This window comes from Alysiella filiformis (assembly GCF_014054525.1).
Lineage (GTDB): Bacteria > Pseudomonadota > Gammaproteobacteria > Burkholderiales > Neisseriaceae > Simonsiella > Simonsiella filiformis.
On record NZ_CP059564.1, the window covers coordinates 1,077,526 to 1,099,582 of the forward strand.

Consider the following 22,057-nt stretch of genomic DNA (forward strand, 5'->3'; position numbering starts at 1 on the left):
GAAACAATCTTCTTAATTTCTTAATGGGATAACAATAATTGCTGGCGCACTTTCATCAACGCAAAACCCAATAAATTCAAACCTTGCCATTTTAATGGGTTTTCCAAAAATGCGCTGTCTTGCGCCAAACCAATGCCCCAAATTTTATCAACAGGGCTGGCTTCCACCAAAATGCGCTCGCCCGTGTTTAATAAAAATGCTTTTAAATCTTCGTGTTGTGAAAATTTCGCCCAATTTGCCTGAAAGACAATGTCTTCACGATGTTGATACCAAATTTGTTCATCAAAATGGGCAATTTGTCGTCCCAAATCTTTGGCTTGTTTTGGGTGTTTGCTGGCAAGAATTTGCGCCAAAATCACATTATCATCAAATAATTCCGCTTTTTTCGCCATCATAAAATGTTCGGCGGTGGGGTAAATAATATTGTCCACCACAAAATCTCGCGGAAACCATTGACTGAAAACCGCTTTGTCAATTTGATTGTCCGATTTAGGCGTGTGTCCCCAAAAAGGCAAATATTTGAATTTTTTGCCTTGTTGATGGGCTTGTTGTAAATCTGATAAATTTTGAATCATCATGAAAAAATCCTTTCAGGCTGCCTGAAAATTACTTTTCGCGCTCAAATTCAAAATCCACATCAGCCGCTTGATGTGGGTAAGTGCTTAATTTTTCAGCTAAACTGATTTTTTGTTTTGCAATGGTTTGTTTTTGAACAAAATCTTGCATAAATTCACGCAATAATTCTGCATTGCTGCGATTGGATTGCTTGGCAGCCTGAAAAAAGGCTTGTTTCAAATGATTATCCAGTTGAAAAGTATAATAAACATTGCTCATTTTTGATGCTCCTTCGCGTTTTCAGGCTGCCTGAAAAAAATCATTCACGCTTATTAATCAAATAATTGGACAGTTGCACATAGCATTCAGGCGCAATCTCTTCCGCGCGTTGCTGGGGCGAAATGCCGACCGCTTGCAAATCGTCATCGCTGGCAATGTCTTTCAGATTATTGCGCAGCGTTTTGCGGCGTTGATGAAAGGCTTGTTTGACCAAGTTGCTGAAATACTGGAAATTTTCTGCCTTGCCAATGCGATTTGCCACAGGAATCATGCGGACAACCGCCGAATCCACTTTGGGGGCTGGCTGAAAACTTTCGGGCGGCACATCAATCAGGCTTTCCATATCAAAAAAATACTGCAACATCACGCTTAAACGCCCATAATCGTTGCTTTTGGGTTGGGCAACCATGCGCTCAACCACTTCTTTTTGCAGCATAAAGTGCATATCAATCACTTCGTCCGCCACTTCGCTCAATTTGAACAAGAGGGGCGTGGAAATGTTGTAGGGCAGGTTGCCGACAATTTTTTTCTTACCCAGAATTTGGCGGAAATCAAATGCCAACACATCGCCTTCGTGTATGGTCAATTTTTCGGCAAAGGTTTGTTTTTTCAGAAATTGTATGATATCGCGGTCAATTTCGCAAACGTGCAAACGGTTCAGTTTTTGTGTGAGTGGCTGGGTGATTGCGCCCAAACCTGGTCCAATTTCTATCACAATATCATCGGCTTGCGGACGAACGGCATGCACAATGTCGCTGATGATGCGCGTGTCTTGCAGGAAATTTTGTCCAAATCGTTTGCGGGCTTTGTGTTCGGTCATGGTTTTGTTTCACGAAAAAAATTGTGCGAATTATAGCAAAAATGTTTCAGGCTGCCTGAATCATTCTTCTGGCGAAATATCGGGGCAAATTCCGTATAAAAAACAAAGGGGTGTGTACACAATCACGTTTGCGCCATAAATCACTTTTTGGCGTGTGCTTAAATTGGGGTGGCTGCTGGCGCAGGCGTTCAACATCATCAACATGATGATAAACCATGCTTTTTTCATGTTCAGGCTGCCTGAAAATAGGGGTCGGCAATGTTCAGTTGTGCCAATAATTGGGTTTCCAAACTTTCCATTTCTTCGGCTTCATCGTCTGTCATGTGGTCGTAGCCCATCAGGTGCAGCGTGCCGTGTATGGTCAAATGCGCGAAATGGTCGTGCAGTGACTTGCCTTGTTCGGCGGCTTCTTTGGCGACAATTTGGGGGCAAATAATCAAATCGCCACGCAATACATCATCTTGTTCCACAAAGGAAAATTCGCCTTCGTTGTGCGCGAAACTCAATACATTGGTGGCGTAATCTTTGCCACGATAATCGCGGTTGTAGGCTTGGGCTTCGTTTTCGTCTAATAGAATCAATGAGATGTCGGCACGGCGGTATGCGTTTTTCAGCGCGTGCCAAATCCATTGGTAAAATTGTTTTTCACTTGGTAAATCAGTGGCTTGGCTGGCATTGTCATAGAAAAAATGAAAACGCTGTTTTTGAATGTGCAAAAAGGGGAAGTGTTTGGTTTGTTTTTTCATAATGTTGATTTAATCGGGTAATATTTTTTCAGGCAGCTTGAAATGTTTTTTGGAACGCAAAACGTTCAGTTTTCATGTATTTGGCTTACTTTTTTAAAAAGTAAGTCGCCGAAGGCAAAACCTTTAATTTTGTAGGGTGTTGAAAGGCAGCCTGAAAATGTGAAATAAAAAGGCGAATTGTTACAAATATTCGCGCCATCGTCTATAATCCACGCCATTTTACAACAATTTCACGGTGCAAAAGATGACTGAACAAGAAATCCACCGCCGCAGCATCAAATCATTTGTGTTGCGACAAGGACACATGACCGCCGCCCAACAAAAAGCCATAGACGACAACTGGGCAGATTTTGGCGTGGATTACATCAATGAAAAAATCAATTTAAATCAAAAATTTGGTCGCGATAACCCCAAAGTGTTGGAAATCGGCTTTGGCATGGGCGTGGCAACCGCGCAAATCGCCCAAACGCTGCCTGAAACCGACTTTTTGGCGATTGACGTACATGGGCCGGGTGTGGGCAATTTGTGCAAAATCATGGCAGAACAAAACATTCGCAACATCAAAGTGATGCGCCATGACGCGGTGGAAGTGGTGGAAAATATGTTGTCTGACAACAGTTTATATGGCATACACATTTTCTTTCCCGACCCTTGGCACAAAAAACGCCACAACAAACGCCGCTTGATTCAAATTCCGTTTATTGAAAAATTGTTGCCCAAATTGCAAAGCGGTGGCTACATTCACTTGGCAACCGATTGGGAAGAATACGCGGTGCAAATGCTTGAAGTATTGAGCAGTTTCCCTGAAACTTTGCAAAATACGGCTGCCGATTACGCGCCCACGCCCAGCTATCGCCCTGAAACCAAATTTGAGGCGCGTGGCAAGCGTTTGGGACATGGTGTGTGGGATTTGGTTTTTGTGAAAAAATAAGGTTTCAGGCAGCCTGAAAAACAATCCCCAATCAAAAAGGAACAATCATGTACGAAACACCTGATTTTGAACAAAAAATCATCGCGCCCGAACACATTTTGGCGCAACTTGCCCATTTACCGCGACCGATTGTGTTTACCAATGGCTGTTTTGACATCATTCATCGCGGACACGTCAGCTATTTGGCGCAGGCGCGTGCTTTGGGCGGCAGCCTGATTTTGGCTTTGAATACAGACGCTTCCGTGAAACGTCAAGGCAAAGGCGATGACCGCCCCATTAACCCATTGGCGAACCGCGCTGCCGTGTGTGCTGCGCTGCAAAGTGTGGACGCGGTAACGTGGTTTGATGAAGACACGCCTTTTAATTTAATTGAGCAAATTCAACCCGATATTTTGGTAAAAGGCGGCGATTGGCTGCCTGAAAACATCGTTGGCGCGGCAGAAACTTTGGCGCGTGGTGGACAGGTTCACAGCATACCGTTTTTGCACCAAACGTCCACCACCAAAATGTTGGCAAAAATCCGCCAGTGAATTGGCATGGTTGATGGTTCAGGCAGCCTTTCATTATCCTACAGAAAAATAAAAAGGGGTGTATTGGGGTTGGTACTCTGTTGTCGCGCGGACGACTGTTGCCCACCGCTAGGTGTACTTTTTAAAGAAGTAAGCCAAATAACTTGAAATACAATAACTATTTTTATTTTATTTCAGTAGCTTATCTTTTCAGACTGCCTGAAATATTTTTTTGAAAAGAAACCGTTCAGCTTTAATGTATTTGGCTTACTTTTTTAAAAAGTAAGTCGCCGAAGGCAAAATCCATTTTTGTAGGTTCATAAAAGGCTGCCTGAATCATTCAATACCGAATTTTCGGGTCAATCACGGCATACAAAATGTCCACAATCGCGTTAAACACGATGGTCAAAACGCCCACCAGAATCGTCAAACTCAACACCATGCCATAATCGCGGTTGAGTGCGCCATTCACAAACAGTTGCCCAATCCCTGGTAACACAAAAATCGTCTCAATCACGATTGAACCCGTGATAATCCCCACAAACGCAGGTCCCAAATACGAAATCACAGGCAGCATGGCAGGGCGCAACGCGTGTTTGCACACAATGTAGCGCGTGGACAACCCTTTCGCCCTTGCCGTGCGGATAAAGGGGCTGTTCATCACTTCAATCATGGCACCGCGCATAATCCGCGAAATGCTCGCCACATACGCCAATGCCAAGGCGGTTACGGGCAAAATCAGGTTCATCAACGCGCCATCATTCCAACCGCCAGCAGGCAGCCATTTTAAAATAATCGCAAAAATCAACACCATAAGTGGGGCTTTCACAAAACTGGGAATGACCACCCCCGTCATCGCCAAAGTCATGAGGGTGTAATCCAGCCACGAATTTTGTTTCAATGCCGCCAACACGCCCAATGCCACGCCCAAAATCACCGCCAAAATAAAGGCATACAAGCCAATTTCCACCGATACAGGCAGGGCTTTTTCCAACAATTCATTTACCGTGAAATCTTTGTATTTGAACGAAGGTCCAAAATCGCCTTGTGCCAACTGTTTGAGATAATTGAAATATTGCAACCAAATCGGGTCGTTTAAATGGTATTTGGCTTCAATGTTTGCCAACACGGCGGGCGGTAAATTGCGTTCGCCCGTAAATGGGCTGCCAGGGGCGAGCCGCATCATGAAAAAGGATACGGTAATCAACACAAATAAGGTGGGAATGGCTTCCAAAATGCGGCGGAAAATCAGTTTAATCATGGGATTGTGCCTTGTTTTGTTTAAGATAATTGTTTTTTTGTTGAAAATGCGTTTTCAGGCTGCCTGAAAGGTTTAAACCGTGAATTTCATCAAATTTAAATCATCAATAAAATGATAATGTTTGTAATTGGCTGATAATAAAGATTGATTGTAAACCATTGCCGTGCTGGCAATCAGCGCATCTGCCATTTGCATATTGTGGCTTAATGCGTGATTTTTGACCAAATGACTCGCCATTTCACCGATTTTTTCGTTTAATGGCAAAATTTCAAATGGATATTGCTTTAAAAATTTTAAAAAAGCGTTCATCTCCAATTTGTTTTTCATGCCTTGCAACATTTCCATATAGGTGATGACGGAAATGTATTTTGTATTTTGATTTAATAGAATATTTTTGGCATTTTCATTGCCACGAGCCAGCCAAATCAACACATCAGTATCAATCAACATCAAAATGTTCGTCCTTTGCGTAATTGTGTCATGTGTTCATCAACGCTGATTTCTTGGTCTGCCCACATACCGACAAAATCCAATTCTTCAGATTGATTTTGTGCTTGTTTAACCGCTTGATGCAGCCATTGCATAATCAATTCGTTTGCGCTAATGCCTTGATTTTTTGAAATTTGAACAATGCTTTGTTCCATGTGTGGGGGAATGTCCAAAATCATGGTTTTTGCTCCAAAAAAGTGTTTTCAGGCAGCCTGAAAAGCAAAATACAGGGGGCGCGACACGCCTCATTAGTGTGCATGGTACGCGCCCCACAAAGCTCGGTTTAGTGTTTCAACACAGCCCAATATTTCACTTGGAAATTGTCCATGGGGTCTTTGTCGGAATAGCCTTGAACATAAGGTTTCACCAAACGCGCACTGATGTAGTGGTACGCAAAAATGGTGGCAGCGTCTTTATCCAATTCCGCTTCGGCTTGTTGATACAAATCGGCGCGTTGTTCGGGGGTAACGCTTGCGCTTAAAGTTTGTTTCATCAAATCGTCAAATTTGGCGGATTGGTATTTGCCATAATTGCTGCTGCTGTCGGATTTAAACGTGTTCAAGAATGTGGACGCTTCGTTGAAATCGGCACACCAGCCACCGCGCGACATTTGGTGTTTTTGCGTGCGGCGTGTGTCCAAATAGGTTTTCCATTCTTGATTGTTTAAAGTGGCTTCCACAAAGCCCAATTTTTCTTTCCACAAGGCGGTGGCGGCAACGGCATTTTTCTTGTGGTTTTCGCTGGTGTTGTAGAGCAATTCAAATTTTAATGGATTGCTTTCGTTGTAGCCCGCTTCGTTGAGCAATTTTTTGGCTTCTTCTATGCGTTTTGCCATGTCCCATGTTTTCCATTCTGGCACAAATTCTTTCATGCCTTGCGCGGCTGGGGGCGTGAACATATAAGCTGGCGTTTCGCCACGACCCACAATTTTGCTGGCAAACAGGTCGCGGTCAAAGGTCAGCGACAGGGCTTTGCGGACATTGGCGTTGTCAAATGGGGCTTTTTTGTGATTGTATTCAAAATAATAGGTACACAAATAGGGCGACACTTTCATTTGTTCGCCCATTTCGGTTTTTAAAGAGGCGAATTGTTCGGTGGGAATGTCGTTGTAGGTAACGTCAATTTCGCCTGCTTTAAAGCGGCTCATGTCGGTAACGGCTGAACCGATGGGCAAGAAGGTAACTTGATTGATTTTGGTGTTGGCATCGTCATAATAATTGGGGTTGCGTTCCATGACGATTTTGTCGTTTACCGTCCAAGATTTGAGTTTGTATGCACCGTTGCCCACAAAGTTTTCAGGCAGCGTCCATTTGTCGCCATGTTGTTCAATGGCTTTTTTGTTTACGGGTTTCACGGCAGAGTGAATGAGCGTGTCGGGCAAATAGGGAACGGGTTCGCTCAATGTGATTTCAAGGGTTTTGGGGTCAATGGCTTTAACGCCCAGCGTGTCGGGTTTGGCTTTGCCATCAACAATGTCTTGGGCATTGACCACTTTCACGTCTGCCAAATAGGTGGAGTAGGGCGAGGCGGTGGCAGGGTCGGTTAAGCGGCGGAAACTGTACACAAAATCATCGGCGGTAATGGGGTCGCCATTGCTCCATTTGGCATCGCGCAGGGTGAATTTCCAGACTTTGTTGTCGGCAGTTTCCCATTTTTCGGCAATGCCTGCGATGGTGTTGCCGTCATTGTCGGTGGTGGTTAAGCCCACAAACATTTGGCGCAAAATATTGGATTCGGGTACGCCACCGACTTTGTGTGGGTCAAGCGATTCGGGTTCTGCGCCATTGTTGATGACGATTTCTTGTTTTTCGGCTAATTCGGTGGATTGGGCGGCAGGCTTGCTGGCGGGCGCGGCATTTTGGCTGCCTGAACCTGAATTTTGTCCGCCACAAGCGGCTAAACCGAACGTTAAACCCAAAGCCAACAACAGGGGTTTCAAATGTGTTTTCATGAAATAATCCTTTGTATTTTGTTTGAAAAATGGGATAAATCCCCCCAAATCGCAAAAATTTTGCCATTTATTCAAAGTGAATATTTAACAAATCCCGTTATATTGTCAAGAAAAATTTACAAAAAAAGCGGATTTCAGGCAGCCTGAACCGAATTTTGCTAAAATAAACGCTTTTTCCAGCCACAAAAATATGCAGTTGAAACCGATTTTGCCGTTTGCCCACGAATTGCTGCGCGGCTGCCTGAAAGTGGGCGACATCGCCCTAGACGGCACCATGGGCAATGGCAACGATACCCTGTTTTTGGCACAATGCGTGGGCGAAACGGGGCGCGTGTATGCTTTTGACATTCAGGCAGCCGCGCTTGCCGCCACGCGCGAAAAATTACAGCAAAAGCAAATGCTTCATTGTGTGGATTTAATCCACAGCAGCCACGAAAACATCGCCCAATTTGTGCCGCAAAACGTGGCGGCGGCGGTGTTCAATTTTGGCTATTTGCCGCGTGGCGACCACCACATTACCACGCTGCCTGAAAGCAGCTTATGCGCCATACAAGCCACACTTCATCTTTTAAAAAACAATGGCTTGTTGGTTTTGGTCTTGTACACAGGACACGAAACAGGCAAACTGGAAAGCCACGTCATTATGCAGTTTGCCCAAAATTTACCGCAAACGCAATTTCGCGTTTTGCACTACGCTTTCATCAACCAAAAAAACAATCCGCCCTTTATTGTGGCGATTGAAAAACTGCCCGAAAGGAACACCCTTGGATAATCTGTATTTACCACTCAAACACAGCCACATGATGTTTGTGGTCATCAGCGTGATTTTGTTTCAATTTCGCGCCATCAAATTGATGATGAAACCCTACACCTCATTTGGCAAAATCTGGAAAATCGCCCCACACATCAACGACACCCTGTTGCTCATCACAGGTGCGAGTTTGTTTTACATGGGCAATTGGTCGGTATTGGGCTGGGCTGGCTTGAAATTGGGCTTGGTGATTGGTTACATTTTGCTGGGCATACGCTGCCTGAAAAATGCGCCACGCAGCGCGGTATTTTGGCAAAGCTATGTGGGGGCAACTTTGGTGCTGGTGGCAATCGTTTACTTGGCGCGATTTAAGCCATTTTGACTGATTGCTGGGATTGGGTTTCAGGCAGCCTGAAATTTCATCGCATCACCCATTCAACTCCCTCTCCCTGTGGGAGAGGGCTGGGGATAAAATTGTGGCAAACCAACAGTTTCAGGCTGCCTAAAATATTTAAATTAAAGGAAAAATCATGCAAACCGTCCAAGTTCAAGCCCCATCGCACAGCTATGACATTGTGATAGGCAAAAATATTTTAAATGATTTCAATCTGTTCGCACCGCACATTGGCAAAAAAGCCGCCATTGTTACCAACACCACCGTGGCACAATGGTATTTGCAGCCATTGGTAAAATTATTGCAAAACAATGGCATTGATGCCTTTTCCATCATTTTGCCCGATGGCGAACAGCACAAAAATCACGAATCACTCAACCACATTTACGATAGCCTGCTGGCAAACCATGCCGACCGCAAAACCACACTCATCGCCTTGGGCGGTGGCGTGATTGGCGACACGGTGGGCTATGCCGCCGCCACTTACCAACGTGGCGTACCCTTAATCCAAATTCCCACCACCTTGTTGAGCCAAGTGGATTCATCGGTGGGCGGCAAAACCGCCATCAACCACCCACGCGGCAAAAACATGATAGGCGCGTTTTATCAACCCAAGCTGGTGTTGGCAGATTTGAACACGCTTGCCACGCTGCCTGAACGCGAATTTTCAGCAGGCATGGCAGAAGTCATCAAATACGCGCTGTTGGGCGATGTGGCATTTTTGGCGTGGCTGGAACAGCATATCGCCGCCATCATGCAAAAAGACCACACGCTGCTCGCGCAAATGATTGCCCATTGTTGCCAAATGAAAGCCGACATCGTTGCCCAAGACGAAACCGAACAAGGCATACGCGCCCATTTGAATTTGGGACACACTTTCGGACACGCCATTGAGGCGCAAATGGGCTACGGCAACTGGTTGCATGGCGAGGCGGTGGCAGCAGGCATGGTGATGGCAGCCGAATTGTCGCAGCAATTGGGCTACATCGGCAGCGATGAAATTGAGCGTGTGAAAAACATCATACGCGCCGCCCATTTGCCCGACACGCCCCCCAAATTCAGCGAAGAAGAATGGCTTGCCCACATGCGCCACGACAAAAAAGTGGACGAAGGCAAAATGCGTTTCATCACGCTGAAAAACTTGGGCGCAGCGCAAATTGAAACGCTGCCTGATGTGAATGTTTTAAAAAATGTATTAAGCAAATTCACAGCTTAATGGGGATTTGTTACAATCCGCAAAATTTGTTTCAGGTAGCCTGAAAATGAGTGAGCTTGCCACCAACCCATTCCCTCTCCCAGTGGGAGAGGGTTAGGGAGAGGGCAAAATTTGCAAAGTGGCGCAGATTTTTCCCTCTCCCCAGCCCTCTCCCAAAGGAGAGGGGGCAAGATGGTGGCACGACCCATTTTTCAGGCAGCCTGAAAACTTCTTTTCATTTTGATGGAACACAAAACCATGACACAAGAAACCGCTTTGGGCGCAGCTTTAAAACAAGCCGTGCAAACATTGAGCAAACGCAAGCAAACCGATTTGGTTGCCGAACACATCTACAAAAAATACGAAGTTTTTCGCCGTTTCCGCCCACTGGCGGTGGAAACCGAACAGGATTTGATTGCCGCCTTGCCCCAATTTGACCCACAAATCATTGGGCGCGTTTTGACCAACCATTGCCGCCGCCCCAAATATTTAATCAATTTGGCAATGGGCGGTAAACGTTTCAATTTAAACAACCGTTTTCAAGGCGAAATCAGCCCCGAAGAGCAACAATATGCCCTGTCGCAACCCAATGTTGCCGAAGCCGTTGAAAAACTGAAAGCGCGGCTGGCTGAAAAACGCGAACAAAAAGCCCAAGAAAAACCCACCCACAGTGAACATCAGGAAAACCCATCATCATGAAAAAAATCGCCATTTTAATTTTGAGCGTGGCATTGTCGGCAAACGCGCTGGCTGAAACCAAAGTTGTCATGCAAACCAGCGAAGGCGAAATTGAATTGCTGCTGGACGAGAAAAAAGCCCCCAAAACCGTTGCCAATTTTGTCAATTATGCCAACAAAGGCTTTTACAGCAACACGATTTTCCACCGCGTGATTGATGGTTTCATGATTCAAGGTGGGGGATTCAATTCGGCAATGTTGCAAAAAACCACCGACAAACCCATCGCCAACGAAGCCAACAACGGCTTGAAAAACACCATTGGCACCATTGCCATGGCGCGTACCAACGACCCACATTCGGCAACCAGCCAGTTTTTCATCAATGTGAACAACAATGATTTCTTAAACCACACCGCCAAAACCGTTGATGGCTACGGCTACACCGTGTTTGGCAAAGTGAGCAAAGGCATGGACGTGGTCAATAAAATCGCGCAAGTTCGCACCACCACGCGCATGATGCACCAAAATGTGCCTGTTGCACCGATTGTGATTCAAAGTGTGAAAGTGGTGAAATGATGTTGTCAGGCAGCCCAAATGTTGTTCAGGCTGCCTGAAATTTTTTTGAGAGAAAGCCAATCATGGTTTTGACCCTGATGTTTCGCCCCTATTGCGGCTTGTGCCACCAAATGCGCGATGCGTTGCGCCCTTTGCAAGCCGAACTGGGTTTTGATGTGGAAATTGTGGAAATTGACGATTTTCCCGAATTGGAAGAAAAATACAATGAGCTGGTTCCCGTGTTGTTGCATGGCGACACGGAAATTTGCCATTATTTTTTGGATGAACAGGCTTTGCGCCAACACATTCAGGCAGCCTGAAAAACACAAATCGCCCAAAAAACCACAAATTTTGGTTTTTCGGGCGATTTTTCACGTTTCAGGCTGCCTGAAAGTTTATTTCACAACCTGTTTCAATTCGCCATTGGCATAGCGCGTTGCCATTTTTTCCAAAGAAATCGGCTTGATTTTGTCCGCCATGCCCTCGCAGCCAAACGCCAAATAACGGTCAATGCAAATCTGTTTCATCGCCTCCACCGTTTTGCCCAAATATTTGCGTGGGTCAAATTCGGCAGGGTTTTCCGCCATGAATTTGCGGATTGCGCCCGTGCTGGCAAGGCGTAAGTCCGTGTCAATGTTCACTTTACGCACGCCATGCTTGATGCCTTCCACGATTTCTTCTACTGGCACGCCATAGGTTTCGCCAATGTTGCCGCCAAATTCGTTGATGATTTTCAACCATTCTTGCGGCACAGAGCTGGAACCGTGCATCACAATGTGCGTGTTGGGCAAGGCAGCGTGAATTTCCTTAATGCGGTCAATGCGCAACACTTCGCCTGTGGGCGGACGCGTGAATTTGTACGCGCCATGACTGGTGCCAATCGCAATCGCCAATGCGTCCACGCCCGTGTCTTGCACGAAACGGCGCGCGTCTTCCACGCTGGTCAGCATTTGGTCGTGCGACAATTTGCCAACCGCGCCCACGCCATCTTCTTCGCCTGCCTCGCCCGTTTCCAAATTGCCCAAAACGCCAATTTCGCCCTCCACCGACACGCCACAAGCGTGGGCAAATGCCACCGTTTTGCGTGTAACGTCCACATTGTATTCATAAGTGGAAGGCGTTTTGCCATCTTCCAACAAAGAGCCGTCCATCATCACAGAGCTGAAACCGAGCTGAATGGCGCGTTGGCACACATCGGGCGATGCGCCATGGTCTTGGTGCATGACAACGGGAATGTGGGGGAACTCTTCCACCGCCGCTAAAATCAAATGGCGCAAAAAGGGCGCACCTGCATATTTGCGTGCGCCTGCGCTGGCTTGCACAATCACGGGGGCATTCACTTGATTTGCCGCTTCCATGATGGCGCGCATTTGTTCCAAGTTATTGACGTTAAAGGCGGGTAAGCCGTAGCTGTGTTCGGCTGCGTGGTCTAACAGTTGGCGCATGGATACGAGTGCCATGGTGTTGCTCCTTATCAAATGTAATCGTGTGTAATTTTTTCCACAGCGCGGATTATAGCAGCAATAAATCCCCTAAATAAAGCCGTTTTCGCGCAAAAAGCTGCCTGAAAACCATTTTTTTGCATTACAATTTGTTTTTTTGTGTGAAGTGTGCCGCTTATGAATCGTTCATTGCAAAGAATTGGGATTATTGTTCGCCCCGAAACGCCCGAAGCCATGCCGTATTTGCGGCAGTTGGTGGCTTTTTTGCGCGCGCAAAATCAATCTGTGGGCATAGACCCCAAGAGCTTGGTGTATGGCGATGAAGTCAGCGAAAATTGGCTGGCGCAACATTGCCATGCCATTGCCCAACAGCACATGGGCGAGTGGAGCGATGTCATCATTGTGTTGGGTGGCGATGGCACGTTTTTGTCGGCGGCGCGTTGGGTGGCGCAACATCAGGTGCCGTTGATTGGCGTGAATTTGGGGCATTTGGGTTTTTTAACGCCTGTGTCGGCACAAACCATGTTGGACGATTTGCGTTTGATATTGGCTGGGCAATACATTGAACAAAATTGTGTCGCATTACAAGCCCATGTGTGGCGTGATGATGTGGGCATTTCACAAAATTTGGCTTTGAATGATGTGGTTTTGTCGCGCGGTTTGTCGGGCAGAATGATTGAATTTGAGGTGTTCATCAATGGCGAATTTGTTTACAGCCAGCGTTCTGATGGTTTGATTGTGTCCACGCCCACGGGTTCTACGGCTTATGCTTTGGCATCGGGCGGTGCGATTATTCAGGCTGGCTTAAATGCGTTTACGCTGGTGCCGATTTGTCCGCAGGCTTTAAGCAACCGCCCGATTGTGATTGCCGACAGCAGCCAAATTGAAATTTTGGTAACGAAAGCCTACGATGCGCGGGTGCATTTTGACGGACAAGCCCACACCGACATTCAAAGCATGGACAAAATTGTGATGTCGCGTTTTGAACACCACATTCGGGTGTGGCAGCCGCAAAATTACCAATATTATCGCACGTTGCGCCAAAAATTGCGTTGGGGCGAACAGTTGGTGTGATTTCAGGCAGCCTGAAAAAAATCGCGCCACAGCTTGCCAAAAAATGCGAAAAAATATAAACTTTTTGCTTTATTTTTTTAACAACATGGATTGGAAACCATGCCATTCTTTACCGTCCCCCGCAAATTGAATAAATTATTGCTTGCTGTGTTGGCAGTTGCATTGGCATTGCTTGTTGCCGCAGCCATAACCACAACAAGCACCAGCACATCGGTTTCAGGTCAATCCAAAAACAGCTTTGCCACCAATTTGAAATTGGCACAACAGGGCAATGCACAAGCACAAAATAATGTGGGTATGCGTTATGTATCTGGCATGGATGGGGTAAAACGAGATTATGCCCAAGCCAAAGCATGGTTTGAAAAAGCCGCCGCGCAAGGTGATGATGCCGCACAAAACAATTTGGGCTATCTGTATGAGCAAGGTTGGGGCGTGAAACAAGATTATGCGCAAGCCAAAGCATGGTTTGAAAAAGCCGCCGCGCAAGGTTTGGCTGGCGCACAAAACAATTTGGGCTATCTGTATCAGCAAGGTCGGGGCGTGAAACAAGATTATGCCCAAGCCAAAGCATGGTATGAAAAATCCGCCGCGCAAGGTTGGGCTGCCGCACAAAACAATTTGGGCTTGATGTATGCGCAAGGTTGGGGTGTGAAACAAGATTATGCCCAAGCCAAAGCATGGTTTGAAAAAGCCGCCGCGCAAGGTTTGGCTGAAGCACAAAACAATTTGGGCATGATGTATGACGAAGGTCGGGGCGTGAAACAAGATTATGCCCAAGCCAAAGCATGGTATGAAAAATCCGCCGCGCAAGGTGATGCTGACGCACAAAATAATTTGGGCATGATGTATGAGAAAGGTTGGGGCGTGAAACAAGATTATGCCCAAGCCAAAGCATGGTACGAAAAAGCCGCCGCGCAAGGTCATGCTCGCGCACAAAACAATTTGGGCATGATGTATTCGGAAGGTTTGGGCGTGAAACAAGATTATGCCCAAGCCAAAGCATGGTTTGAAAAATCCGCCGCGCAAGGTCATGCTGTCGCACAAAACAATTTGGGCATGATGTATGACGAAGGTTGGGGTGTGAAACAAGATTATGCGCAAGCCAAAGCATGGTACGAAAAAGCCGCCGCACAAGGTAGTGCTACTGCACAATACAATTTGGGCATGATGTATGTGCAAGGTTTGGGCGTGAAACAAGATGATGCGCAAGCCAAAGCATGGTTTGAAAAAGCCGCCGCGCAAGGTGATGCTGACGCACAAAAAAAGCTGAATGATTTGCGCCAAAAAGGTTTAATCCGCTAATCGCCACGCCACAGGCAGCCTGTATTTTTCAGGCTGCCTTTTTGGTGTGCGCCCACCACCGCATCGCGGCAAAGGTTTCAGCCTGAAATGGTGTGCTTGCAACACATTCAGGCAGCCAAATGGCATTTTGAACGTCCAAAACTTAATTTTTGGCATGGGCAATGCTACAATTTGCACTGTGTTTATTTTTTGGAAATGGTTAGGTAGTGTGATGAATTTACGTTATTTTTTGTGTGTGGGTTTGTTGGGTATGGCAGCTTGGGCGCATGCCGATGTGCGCCATGTGGCGGCAACGCATGGCATACCCGATTTGTCGCAAACGGTACGCAAACACCCCGAAAATGGCGATGTTGCCGACTTTTACCCCAGTGGCAGCAAAAAAATGGTGGGGCATTTTAAAAACGGTCAGCCAGACGGCACTTGGACACGCTGGTTTGAAAACGGCAACAAATCCGAAGAAGTGCTGTATCAAGAAGGCAAAATTCAAGGCGTTGGCACGCGCTGGTACAGCGATGGCACCAAACGCAGCGAAAAATCTTTTGAAAACAATATTGAACACGGTTCAAGCAAAATTTGGTATCCCAACGGCAAATTGCAACACGACATGACGGTGCAAAATGGCGAAATGATGAACCTGATTTCATGGGACGAAAAGGGCAATTTAACCGCCCAACTGAACTACCAAAATGGCAAACGCTCGGGCGTGTTGCAAGATTGGTATCAAAACGGCAACAAACGCATGGAGCGCGTTTTGCAAAACGATGAAGTGGTGGAAGAACAAAGCTGGGACGAAGACGGTAATATTTTGGATTAAGAACCTGTATTCATAAAAGCAAGCTATTGAGATTGTGAATGCAGGTTTTAAGCCCAAATCCTTTTTCAGGCTGAAACCTTTGCAAAACCTACTTTTAAACTGACGTAGGGGCGGATTTCATATCCGCCCTTTTTCAATTTATTGATAAGAATGAAAATTTCTGCAAACCTAAACGGGGCAGATATGAAATCTGCCCCTACAAACCGAGTTTTGCAAAGGTTTCAGGCTGCCTGAACACGCAATATGGTGTGTAGGCGGCTTTTTCTTGTTTTTACTTTGTGTTTGTTTTTGTTAAATTTTTGTTTTTGTTTTGTTTTTTGAAAAACATGATTTTTATCAATCAGAAAATGCGTTTATTGAATAAAGACGGTGTGGGCATAAATCGCCATAATATGCCGTTTTTTCAGGCGGCTTTTAAAAATAGGACAAGTGTAGGGTGCAACTTGTTGCACCATTTTCCTGATAAAACATGGGTTTGGTGCAACAAGTTGCACCCTACATGGTATCCCATTTTGTATTGGATTGACGATAAAAAAAGCAGCCTGAACCCCATTTTAATTTCATTTTTTAAGGAAAGATAATGACTTTATTCAAAAAGATATTGTTCATTTTGATGGCAACTTTCGGTTTGAGCCATGTGGTTCAGGCTGCCATCAGCCCCGAAGATTTGTTGCCGCCCGAGCAAGCCTTTGTGCCAACCGCGCAAATTGACGAAAATGGCGTTACGGTGGATTTTAAAATTGCCGATGGCTACTATATGTATCAAAGCAAAATTGAAGCCGAAACCGATTTGCCCAACGCCTTGGCTGCACCCACATTCAGCGAAGGCAAACAAAAAGAAGACGAATTTTTTGGCAAACAAATCGTTTACTACAAAAACGCACAGGGCAAATGGCAATTCAATCAGCCCAACACCAACATCAACACTTTAACTTTGCGTTATCAAGGTTGTGCCGATGTGGGCGTGTGCTATCCGCCTGTTGAAAAACAATTAACCATTACAGGCAGCGGCATTTATGGCGATACCGCCGACAACAACGCCAATGGAAACCCCTTTGTAAAAAAGCCACAGGGCGCGGCGAACGAGATAACGGCTGTTCCGCTTTCGTCCGCGCCTGCTGATGCCACCGATTCAGACAGCAAATTCAAATTATCGCGCGATACTTTGGGCATGAATTTGTTGGCATTTTTCATTGCGGGTTTGGGATTGAGCTTTACTGCGTGTATGTATCCGCTTTTGCCGATTGTGTCCAGCATTATTGTGGGCGACAAAAGTGGCAGCAAAAGCCGCGCCTTTTTGCTTTCGCTGATTTATGTGCAAGGCTTGGCGGTAACTTACACTTTGGTGGGCGTGTTGGCTGGTTTAACGGGCGCATTGCTCACGGTTTGGTTGCAACAGGCTTGGGTGGTGTTGGCGGCATCGGCTTTGATGGTGGTGCTGGCTTTGTCCATGTTTGGCGTGTTCAACATTCAGTTGCCCAGTGCGGTTCAATCGTATTTTCAAAGCCAAAGCAATAAGTTGTCGGGCGGTAAAATCGTTTCCGTGTTCATTATGGGCATGCTTTCTGCTTTGATTGTTGGACCTTGCGTTGCGCCACCGTTGGCGTTTGCTTTGGGCTACATTGGGCAAACGGGCGATGGCTTTTTGGGCGGTTTGGCTTTGTACACTTTGGCAATCGGAACGGGTGTGCCGCTCATCATTGTTGGCACATTTGGCGGACACATCATGCCACGCGCTGGGGCTTGGATGAACGGCATCAAATACGCATTTGGTGTGATTTTGTTGGCGGTGGCGGTGTATTTGGCGGCAGGATTTTTGCCCTACGCGCTCACGGCAAGTTTGTACACGGCTTTGATGATTGTGCCTGCCATTTTCATGCTTTGGCACACGCGCAAGCAGGTTTCAGGCAGCCTGAAAATGACCGCCAGTTTGCTTGCTGCTTTGTTGGCAATGGGTGGTTTGTGGTTTGGCGTGCAAAGTGCGCGTGGACAAGAAACCGCCTTGCACAGCTTTTTGACTTTGCACCCCAAATTGCCGCACAGCAATGAACAACATCACAAATTCACCGATGTTGCCGCCTTGAAAAACCACATTCAGGCAGCCTTAAAAGACAACCCCGCGCAGCCGATTTTGTTGGATTTTTATGCCGATTGGTGCGTTTCGTGCAAAGAAATGGAAGCCAAAACTTTCCCCCAAAGCAGCGTTCAGGCAGCCGTGCCGATGAACCGTTTGGTGCAAATTGACGTAACCGCCAACACGCCCGAACATCAAGCCTTGCTCAAAGAATACGGCTTGTTTGGTCCCCCAGGTTTGTTTGTGTTGAAAGCGGACGGCAGCCGCAGCAGCGCGTTGTTGGGTTTTGCGCCAGCCGATGAATTTATTGAATGGTATCAACAACAAATGAAATAAAATCGTCTGTAAAACCTTTCAGGCAGCCAAAATGATGATTTTTGGCTGCCTGAAAATTTAAGAACCTGTATTCATGAGATTGATGGCTTGATTTTATGGATAATTCTTGCGAATACAAGGCGGCTTTTCGCGCCAATAGCGAGACTATTGGCATGAAAAGCCAACGCAGTAGGCGAATGAAGTAGCGATAAAAGCAAGCCATTAAGATTGTGAATGCAGGTTCTAAATGATAAACCCACGCAAATATTTCACCCTTTGCCCATTCCATTCGCGTTCGCATTGCAAGCGATTGGCGGATTGGGCGCAATGATTTTGCTTATCTTGCAACCATTTATCCTGTTCCTCTTGCAAAGTGGCACGGATTTCAGGCGCGATTTTTTGCCATGTTGCCGCCACATCATCGGCAGGCACATCATTGTGTTTTGCAGCACGTTCAGGCAGCGTTTGGCTTTGAGACGCATTGTGTGGCGATTGCGCCTTTTCCTTTTGCTCCACATTCCAGCCCACCACCAACATTGCCGCCAAAAACAAAATCAACACAATCATCATCATCACAATCAAACCGCGATTTTTCTGTTTGTTGGGCGAATTTTTTTTGCGCGAATTGGTTTTTTTAGCCGTTTCAGGCTGCCTGAACGCCGCCGCATTGCCGCCCCGCAAATCCATTTCATCAAGCACATTTTTGCCCGCCGTTTGACGTATCGTCTTCACCGCCTCATCAACGCTGCATTCAAAAAATTCACGATTGTGGCTTGCCCGTTTGTGTTGCAAAAGCTGATGAACGCGCGTTTCCAAATCCTGTGCGCCATACACTTGCACCGCATACAGCACCTCAAATTCCGTAGGCACACCAGTGTGTTTGGACAATTCCTGCGCCCGTTGTTGTGGCGTGGGTTTGTTGGTAAAGCCAATTTTAATCATATTGTGTTTAAACGAAGGATTGTGCAGCACATACACCCAACCCAACTGCGTTTTAGCCATGTTTTTTCCTTATTTAAAGAGACTTTGTTTGAAATCAAGAAAACCGCTAAATGATTTTCAGGCAGCCTGAAAATATGGTATAAATGCCCACCTAAATTTGAGCCGAAACAAAGCGTTACTTGATATACAAAATCAATGATGTGTTTGTGAGAATAAATCAAAAATCAGTTTGCATGACGCACAAATTAGCGTATAGTTCGTTTTATAGCGAAATGCAATGCTCTTTTTGAAAGCGATAGTTTAAATTTAAGGCTATCACCCATTTGTCATTTATTTTAACTGGATATTTGTAAGGAAACAAAACCATGTCAGCAAATCACTCTGTAACAGGCTGCCCCGTACACGGTAGCGTAACTTCCGACCAACAAGGACCTATGGCTTGGTGGCCAAAAGCCCTGAACTTGGACATTTTGCACCAACACGACACCAAAGTGAACCCCTTGGGCAAAGACTTCAACTACGCCGAAGAATTGAAAAAATTGGACGTTGAAGCCCTGAAAAAAGACATCGCCGATATGTTGCGCGACAGCCAAGACTGGTGGCCTGCCGACCACGGCTACTACGGTGGTTTGATGGCGCGTATGGCATGGCACCAAGCAGGTTCTTACCGTGCCATGGACGGTCGCGGTGGTGGCAACACAGGCAACCAACGCTTTGCCCCATTGAACTCTTGGCCCGATAACGCCAACTTGGACAAAGCACGCCGCTTGCTCTACCCCATCAAACAAAAATACGGCAACAAAATCTCTTGGGCTGACTTGATTCTGTTGGCAGGTACCATGGGTTATGAAGCTGCTGGTTTGAAAACCTACGGTTTCGCATTCGGTCGTGAAGACATTTGGCACCCTGAAAAAGACACTTACTGGGGTTCAGAAACCGAATGGTTGGCACCCACAGGTTCAAAAGGCAACCGTTGGAGCGGCGACCGCGAATTGGAAAACCCCTTGTCTGCCGTAATGATGGGCTTGATTTACATCAACCCAGAAGGCGTGGACGGCAACCCCGACCCCATCAAAACCGCACGCGATATGCGCATCACATTCAGCCGCATGGGTATGAATGACGAAGAAACCGTGGCATTGGTAGCAGGTGGTCATACCATCGGTAAACAACACGGTAACGGCAACGCCAAAGAAGTGGGCGCAGAACCCGAAGCGGCTGACATCGCCGACCAAGGTTTGGGCTGGAAAACCGATGACAAATCATTGGCAAAAATCACTTCTGGCATTGAAGGCGCATGGACAACCAATCCAGACCGTTGGGACAACGAATTCTTCAAATTGTTGTTCAAATACGAAGACAAATTTGAAATCGTTCGCTCACCTGCTGGCGCAAAACAATGGGAACCATCTGAAATGGACCCAGAAGACATGCCTGCCGACCAAAACGACCCAACAATCAAACGCAAAATCACCATGAACGATGGCGATATGGCTTTGATTAAAGACCCAGAATACCGCAAAATTTCAGAGCGTTTCCGCGATGACCAAGCGGCATTTGATGATGCCTTTGCGCGTGCATGGTTCAAATTGACCCACCGCGATATGGGCCCTAAATCTCGCTACCATGGTCCATTGGTGCCACAAGAAGATTTGATTTGGCAAGACCCAATCCCTGCACCCAAATATGTGCCCAGCGAAGCCGAAATCAGCAGCCTGAAAGAAAAAATCTTGGCATCTGGTTTGAGCATTGGCGAATTGGTGGCAACTGCATGGGATTCAGCGCGTACATTCCGTCAATCCGACTACCGTGGCGGTGCCAACGGTGCGCGTATCCGTTTGGCTCCACAAAAAGATTGGGAAGGCAACGAACCTGCTCGCTTGCAAAAAGCCTTGGCGGTTTACGAAAAATTGTCTGCTGAAACCAATGTGTCTGTGGCAGATTTGATTGTGTTGGGCGGTACGGCTGCCGTTGAAAAAGCGATTAAAGACGCTGGTTTCAACGTGAAAGTGCCTTTCGCAGCAGGTCGTGGCGATGCTTTGCAAGAGCAAACTGACGTTGAATCATTTGAATACTTGAAACCGATTCACGATGGTTTCCGCAACTACCAAGAAAAACACTACGAGCCAACCCCAGAAGAGTTGTTGCTTGACCGCGCACAATTATTGGGCTTGACTGCTGTTGAAATGACCGTTTTGGTGGGTGGCTTGCGCGTATTGGGCGCGAACCACGGCGACAGCAAACACGGCGTGTTTACCGACCGCGTAGGCGTTTTGACCACCGACTTCTTCCGCAACTTGGTGGACATGGGCAACAAGTGGGAACCCACTGGTCGCAACAGCTACAACATCGTAGACCGCAAATCTGGCGCAACCAAATTCACGGCAACCCGTGTGGACTTGGTGTTCGGTTCTAACTCCATCTTGCGTGCTTACGCTGAATTGTATGCACAAGATGACGCTGGCGAAAAATTCGCACAAGATTTCGCCAACGCTTGGGTTAAAGTGATGAACGCTGACCGCTATGATTTGAAAAAATAATCTGATTTAGATTGTTGAAATGAAAACCGCATTATCCTGAATGGTTTGGGATAATGCGGTTTTTTTGGGTTTCAGGCTGCCTGAAAACCGTTTTATGGCTTTCAGGCAACTTTTTTGTGGCTTTTTCATCACCCTACAAAAACGTGAACTTGGGATAAGTAACTGTAAATGTGCCAATAAACCAGCCCTCTCTCCCTGTGGGAGAGAGTTGGAGAGAGGGTTTGTTGAGGTATACCCTCTCCCCAGCCCTCTCCCACAAGGAGAGGGAGAAAAATTACTTAAATGAATTAACCCTAAATTGAAAAAAAGGGGCGGATATGAAATCCACCCCTATGTCAGTTTAAAAGTAGGTTTTGCACAGGTTTCAGGCTGCCTGAAATGTTTTTTGAAACGCAAACCGTTCAGCTTTCATGTGTTTGGCTGACTTTTTCAAAAAGTCAG

The 22,057-nt window shown here is 46.4% G+C and carries 25 protein-coding genes; 13 read left to right on the forward strand and 12 right to left on the reverse strand.

The window, feature by feature from the left end; genetic code table 11:
- Window positions 1-20 precede the first annotated feature (20 nt).
- Genes H3L97_RS05360 through ybeY form a run of 5 tightly spaced genes read right to left on the reverse strand, consistent with a single transcriptional unit; the run spans window position 21 to window position 2,400 of the window.
- Window positions 21-578 (reverse strand): riboflavin biosynthesis intermediates N-glycosidase, encoded by a 558-nt coding sequence (locus H3L97_RS05360; RefSeq protein ID WP_097114149.1) that lies wholly within the window; start codon window positions 576-578, stop codon window positions 21-23.
- Between the two features lie 28 nt (window positions 579-606).
- Window positions 607-834, reverse strand: a complete 228-nt coding sequence (locus tag H3L97_RS05365) for a hypothetical protein (RefSeq protein ID WP_097114148.1) — start codon at window positions 832-834, stop codon at window positions 607-609.
- A gap of 40 nt (window positions 835-874) precedes the next feature.
- A complete protein-coding gene (gene rsmA, locus H3L97_RS05370; RefSeq protein ID WP_097114147.1) occupies window positions 875-1,654 on the reverse strand; it encodes a 16S rRNA (adenine(1518)-N(6)/adenine(1519)-N(6))-dimethyltransferase RsmA in 780 nt (259 codons plus the stop codon).
- Window positions 1,655-1,714: 60 nt separating this feature from the next.
- Window positions 1,715-1,882: a hypothetical protein gene (locus H3L97_RS05375; RefSeq protein ID WP_179655817.1), complete on the reverse strand. Its 168-nt coding sequence runs from the start codon at window positions 1,880-1,882 to the stop codon at window positions 1,715-1,717.
- Window positions 1,883-1,884: 2 nt separating this feature from the next.
- Window positions 1,885-2,400, reverse strand: a complete 516-nt coding sequence (gene ybeY, locus H3L97_RS05380; protein WP_097114146.1) for an rRNA maturation RNase YbeY — start codon at window positions 2,398-2,400, stop codon at window positions 1,885-1,887.
- 244 nt (window positions 2,401-2,644) lie between these two features.
- Here ybeY and trmB point away from each other — a divergent pair, with 244 nt between their 5' ends.
- Together trmB and rfaE2 are read left to right on the forward strand one after the other, a co-directional pair.
- On the forward strand, window positions 2,645-3,331 hold the full coding sequence (gene trmB / locus H3L97_RS05385) for a tRNA (guanosine(46)-N7)-methyltransferase TrmB (RefSeq protein WP_097114145.1): 687 nt from the start codon (window positions 2,645-2,647) through the stop codon (window positions 3,329-3,331).
- A gap of 47 nt (window positions 3,332-3,378) precedes the next feature.
- On the forward strand, window positions 3,379-3,861 hold the full coding sequence (rfaE2, locus tag H3L97_RS05390) for a D-glycero-beta-D-manno-heptose 1-phosphate adenylyltransferase (protein WP_097114144.1): 483 nt from the start codon (window positions 3,379-3,381) through the stop codon (window positions 3,859-3,861).
- Window positions 3,862-4,180: 319 nt separating this feature from the next.
- On the opposite strand, the gene oppB is transcribed toward rfaE2, so the two are convergent.
- The 4 genes from oppB to H3L97_RS05410 all read right to left on the reverse strand — a co-directional run bounded on the left by oppB (window position 4,181) and on the right by H3L97_RS05410 (window position 7,541).
- Window positions 4,181-5,101, reverse strand: a complete 921-nt coding sequence (oppB, locus tag H3L97_RS05395; protein ID WP_097114143.1) for an oligopeptide ABC transporter permease OppB — start codon at window positions 5,099-5,101, stop codon at window positions 4,181-4,183.
- 72 nt (window positions 5,102-5,173) lie between these two features.
- Complete coding sequence (locus H3L97_RS05400; protein ID WP_097114142.1) at window positions 5,174-5,551, reverse strand: type II toxin-antitoxin system VapC family toxin; 378 nt, start codon at window positions 5,549-5,551, stop codon at window positions 5,174-5,176.
- Window positions 5,551-5,769 carry a hypothetical protein gene (locus H3L97_RS05405; RefSeq protein WP_097114141.1) on the reverse strand — a complete coding sequence of 73 codons (219 nt, stop codon included), beginning with the start codon at window positions 5,767-5,769 and terminating at the stop codon, window positions 5,551-5,553. The genes H3L97_RS05400 and H3L97_RS05405 overlap by 1 nt, the downstream gene beginning before the upstream one ends.
- Before the next feature lie 104 nt (window positions 5,770-5,873).
- Window positions 5,874-7,541, reverse strand: a complete 1,668-nt coding sequence (locus H3L97_RS05410; protein ID WP_097114140.1) for an ABC transporter substrate-binding protein — start codon at window positions 7,539-7,541, stop codon at window positions 5,874-5,876.
- Between the two features lie 190 nt (window positions 7,542-7,731).
- On the opposite strand from H3L97_RS05410, the gene mnmM reads away from it, so the two are divergent.
- From mnmM to H3L97_RS05440, 6 genes are all read left to right on the forward strand, one after another.
- On the forward strand, window positions 7,732-8,313 hold the full coding sequence (gene mnmM / locus H3L97_RS05415; protein WP_097114139.1) for a tRNA 5-(aminomethyl)-2-thiouridylate-methyltransferase MnmM: 582 nt from the start codon (window positions 7,732-7,734) through the stop codon (window positions 8,311-8,313).
- Complete coding sequence (locus H3L97_RS05420) at window positions 8,306-8,674, forward strand: SirB2 family protein (RefSeq protein ID WP_097114138.1); 369 nt, start codon at window positions 8,306-8,308, stop codon at window positions 8,672-8,674. Before mnmM ends, H3L97_RS05420 begins: the two co-directional genes overlap by 8 nt.
- Before the next feature lie 148 nt (window positions 8,675-8,822).
- Window positions 8,823-9,902, forward strand: coding sequence for a 3-dehydroquinate synthase (gene aroB, locus H3L97_RS05425; protein ID WP_097114137.1), 1,080 nt, complete (start codon window positions 8,823-8,825; stop codon window positions 9,900-9,902).
- Window positions 9,903-10,139: 237 nt separating this feature from the next.
- Window positions 10,140-10,580 (forward strand): ProQ/FINO family protein, encoded by a 441-nt coding sequence (locus H3L97_RS05430; protein ID WP_097114197.1) that lies wholly within the window; start codon window positions 10,140-10,142, stop codon window positions 10,578-10,580.
- On the forward strand, window positions 10,577-11,134 hold the full coding sequence (locus H3L97_RS05435) for a peptidylprolyl isomerase (RefSeq protein WP_097114135.1): 558 nt from the start codon (window positions 10,577-10,579) through the stop codon (window positions 11,132-11,134). Before H3L97_RS05430 ends, H3L97_RS05435 begins: the two co-directional genes overlap by 4 nt.
- A 62-nt stretch (window positions 11,135-11,196) precedes the next feature.
- A complete protein-coding gene (locus H3L97_RS05440) occupies window positions 11,197-11,433 on the forward strand; it encodes a glutaredoxin family protein (protein ID WP_097114134.1) in 237 nt (78 codons plus the stop codon).
- A gap of 75 nt (window positions 11,434-11,508) precedes the next feature.
- Here the strand turns inward: H3L97_RS05440 and fba are convergent, their stop codons facing one another.
- Window positions 11,509-12,573 carry a class II fructose-bisphosphate aldolase gene (gene fba / locus H3L97_RS05445; RefSeq protein ID WP_097114133.1) on the reverse strand — a complete coding sequence of 355 codons (1,065 nt, stop codon included), beginning with the start codon at window positions 12,571-12,573 and terminating at the stop codon, window positions 11,509-11,511.
- A gap of 159 nt (window positions 12,574-12,732) precedes the next feature.
- On the opposite strand from fba, the gene H3L97_RS05450 reads away from it, so the two are divergent.
- Window positions 12,733-13,629: an NAD(+)/NADH kinase gene (locus tag H3L97_RS05450; protein ID WP_097114132.1), complete on the forward strand. Its 897-nt coding sequence runs from the start codon at window positions 12,733-12,735 to the stop codon at window positions 13,627-13,629.
- A 99-nt stretch (window positions 13,630-13,728) separates the two neighbouring features.
- Complete coding sequence (locus tag H3L97_RS05455; protein WP_097114131.1) at window positions 13,729-14,931, forward strand: tetratricopeptide repeat protein; 1,203 nt, start codon at window positions 13,729-13,731, stop codon at window positions 14,929-14,931.
- On the opposite strand, the gene H3L97_RS05460 is transcribed toward H3L97_RS05455, so the two are convergent.
- Window positions 14,920-15,087 carry a hypothetical protein gene (locus H3L97_RS05460; protein ID WP_179655815.1) on the reverse strand — a complete coding sequence of 56 codons (168 nt, stop codon included), beginning with the start codon at window positions 15,085-15,087 and terminating at the stop codon, window positions 14,920-14,922. The two genes, H3L97_RS05455 and H3L97_RS05460, sit on opposite strands and share 12 nt — an antisense overlap.
- A 55-nt stretch (window positions 15,088-15,142) precedes the next feature.
- Between H3L97_RS05460 and H3L97_RS05465 the strand changes: the two genes are divergently transcribed.
- The gene (locus H3L97_RS05465; RefSeq protein ID WP_179655814.1) at window positions 15,143-15,745 is read left to right on the forward strand and encodes a toxin-antitoxin system YwqK family antitoxin; all 603 of its coding nucleotides are present in this window, start codon (window positions 15,143-15,145) and stop codon (window positions 15,743-15,745) included.
- Window positions 15,746-16,325: 580 nt separating this feature from the next.
- A complete protein-coding gene (dsbD, locus tag H3L97_RS05470) occupies window positions 16,326-18,155 on the forward strand; it encodes a protein-disulfide reductase DsbD (RefSeq protein WP_097114128.1) in 1,830 nt (609 codons plus the stop codon).
- Between the two features lie 222 nt (window positions 18,156-18,377).
- Here the strand turns inward: dsbD and H3L97_RS05475 are convergent, their stop codons facing one another.
- Entirely contained in the window at window positions 18,378-19,136 is a 759-nt protein-coding gene (locus H3L97_RS05475; RefSeq protein ID WP_097114127.1) for a GIY-YIG nuclease family protein, read from the reverse strand.
- Window positions 19,137-19,441: 305 nt separating this feature from the next.
- On the opposite strand from H3L97_RS05475, the gene katG reads away from it, so the two are divergent.
- A complete protein-coding gene (katG, locus tag H3L97_RS05480) occupies window positions 19,442-21,616 on the forward strand; it encodes a catalase/peroxidase HPI (protein WP_097114126.1) in 2,175 nt (724 codons plus the stop codon).
- Window positions 21,617-22,057 lie beyond the last annotated feature (441 nt).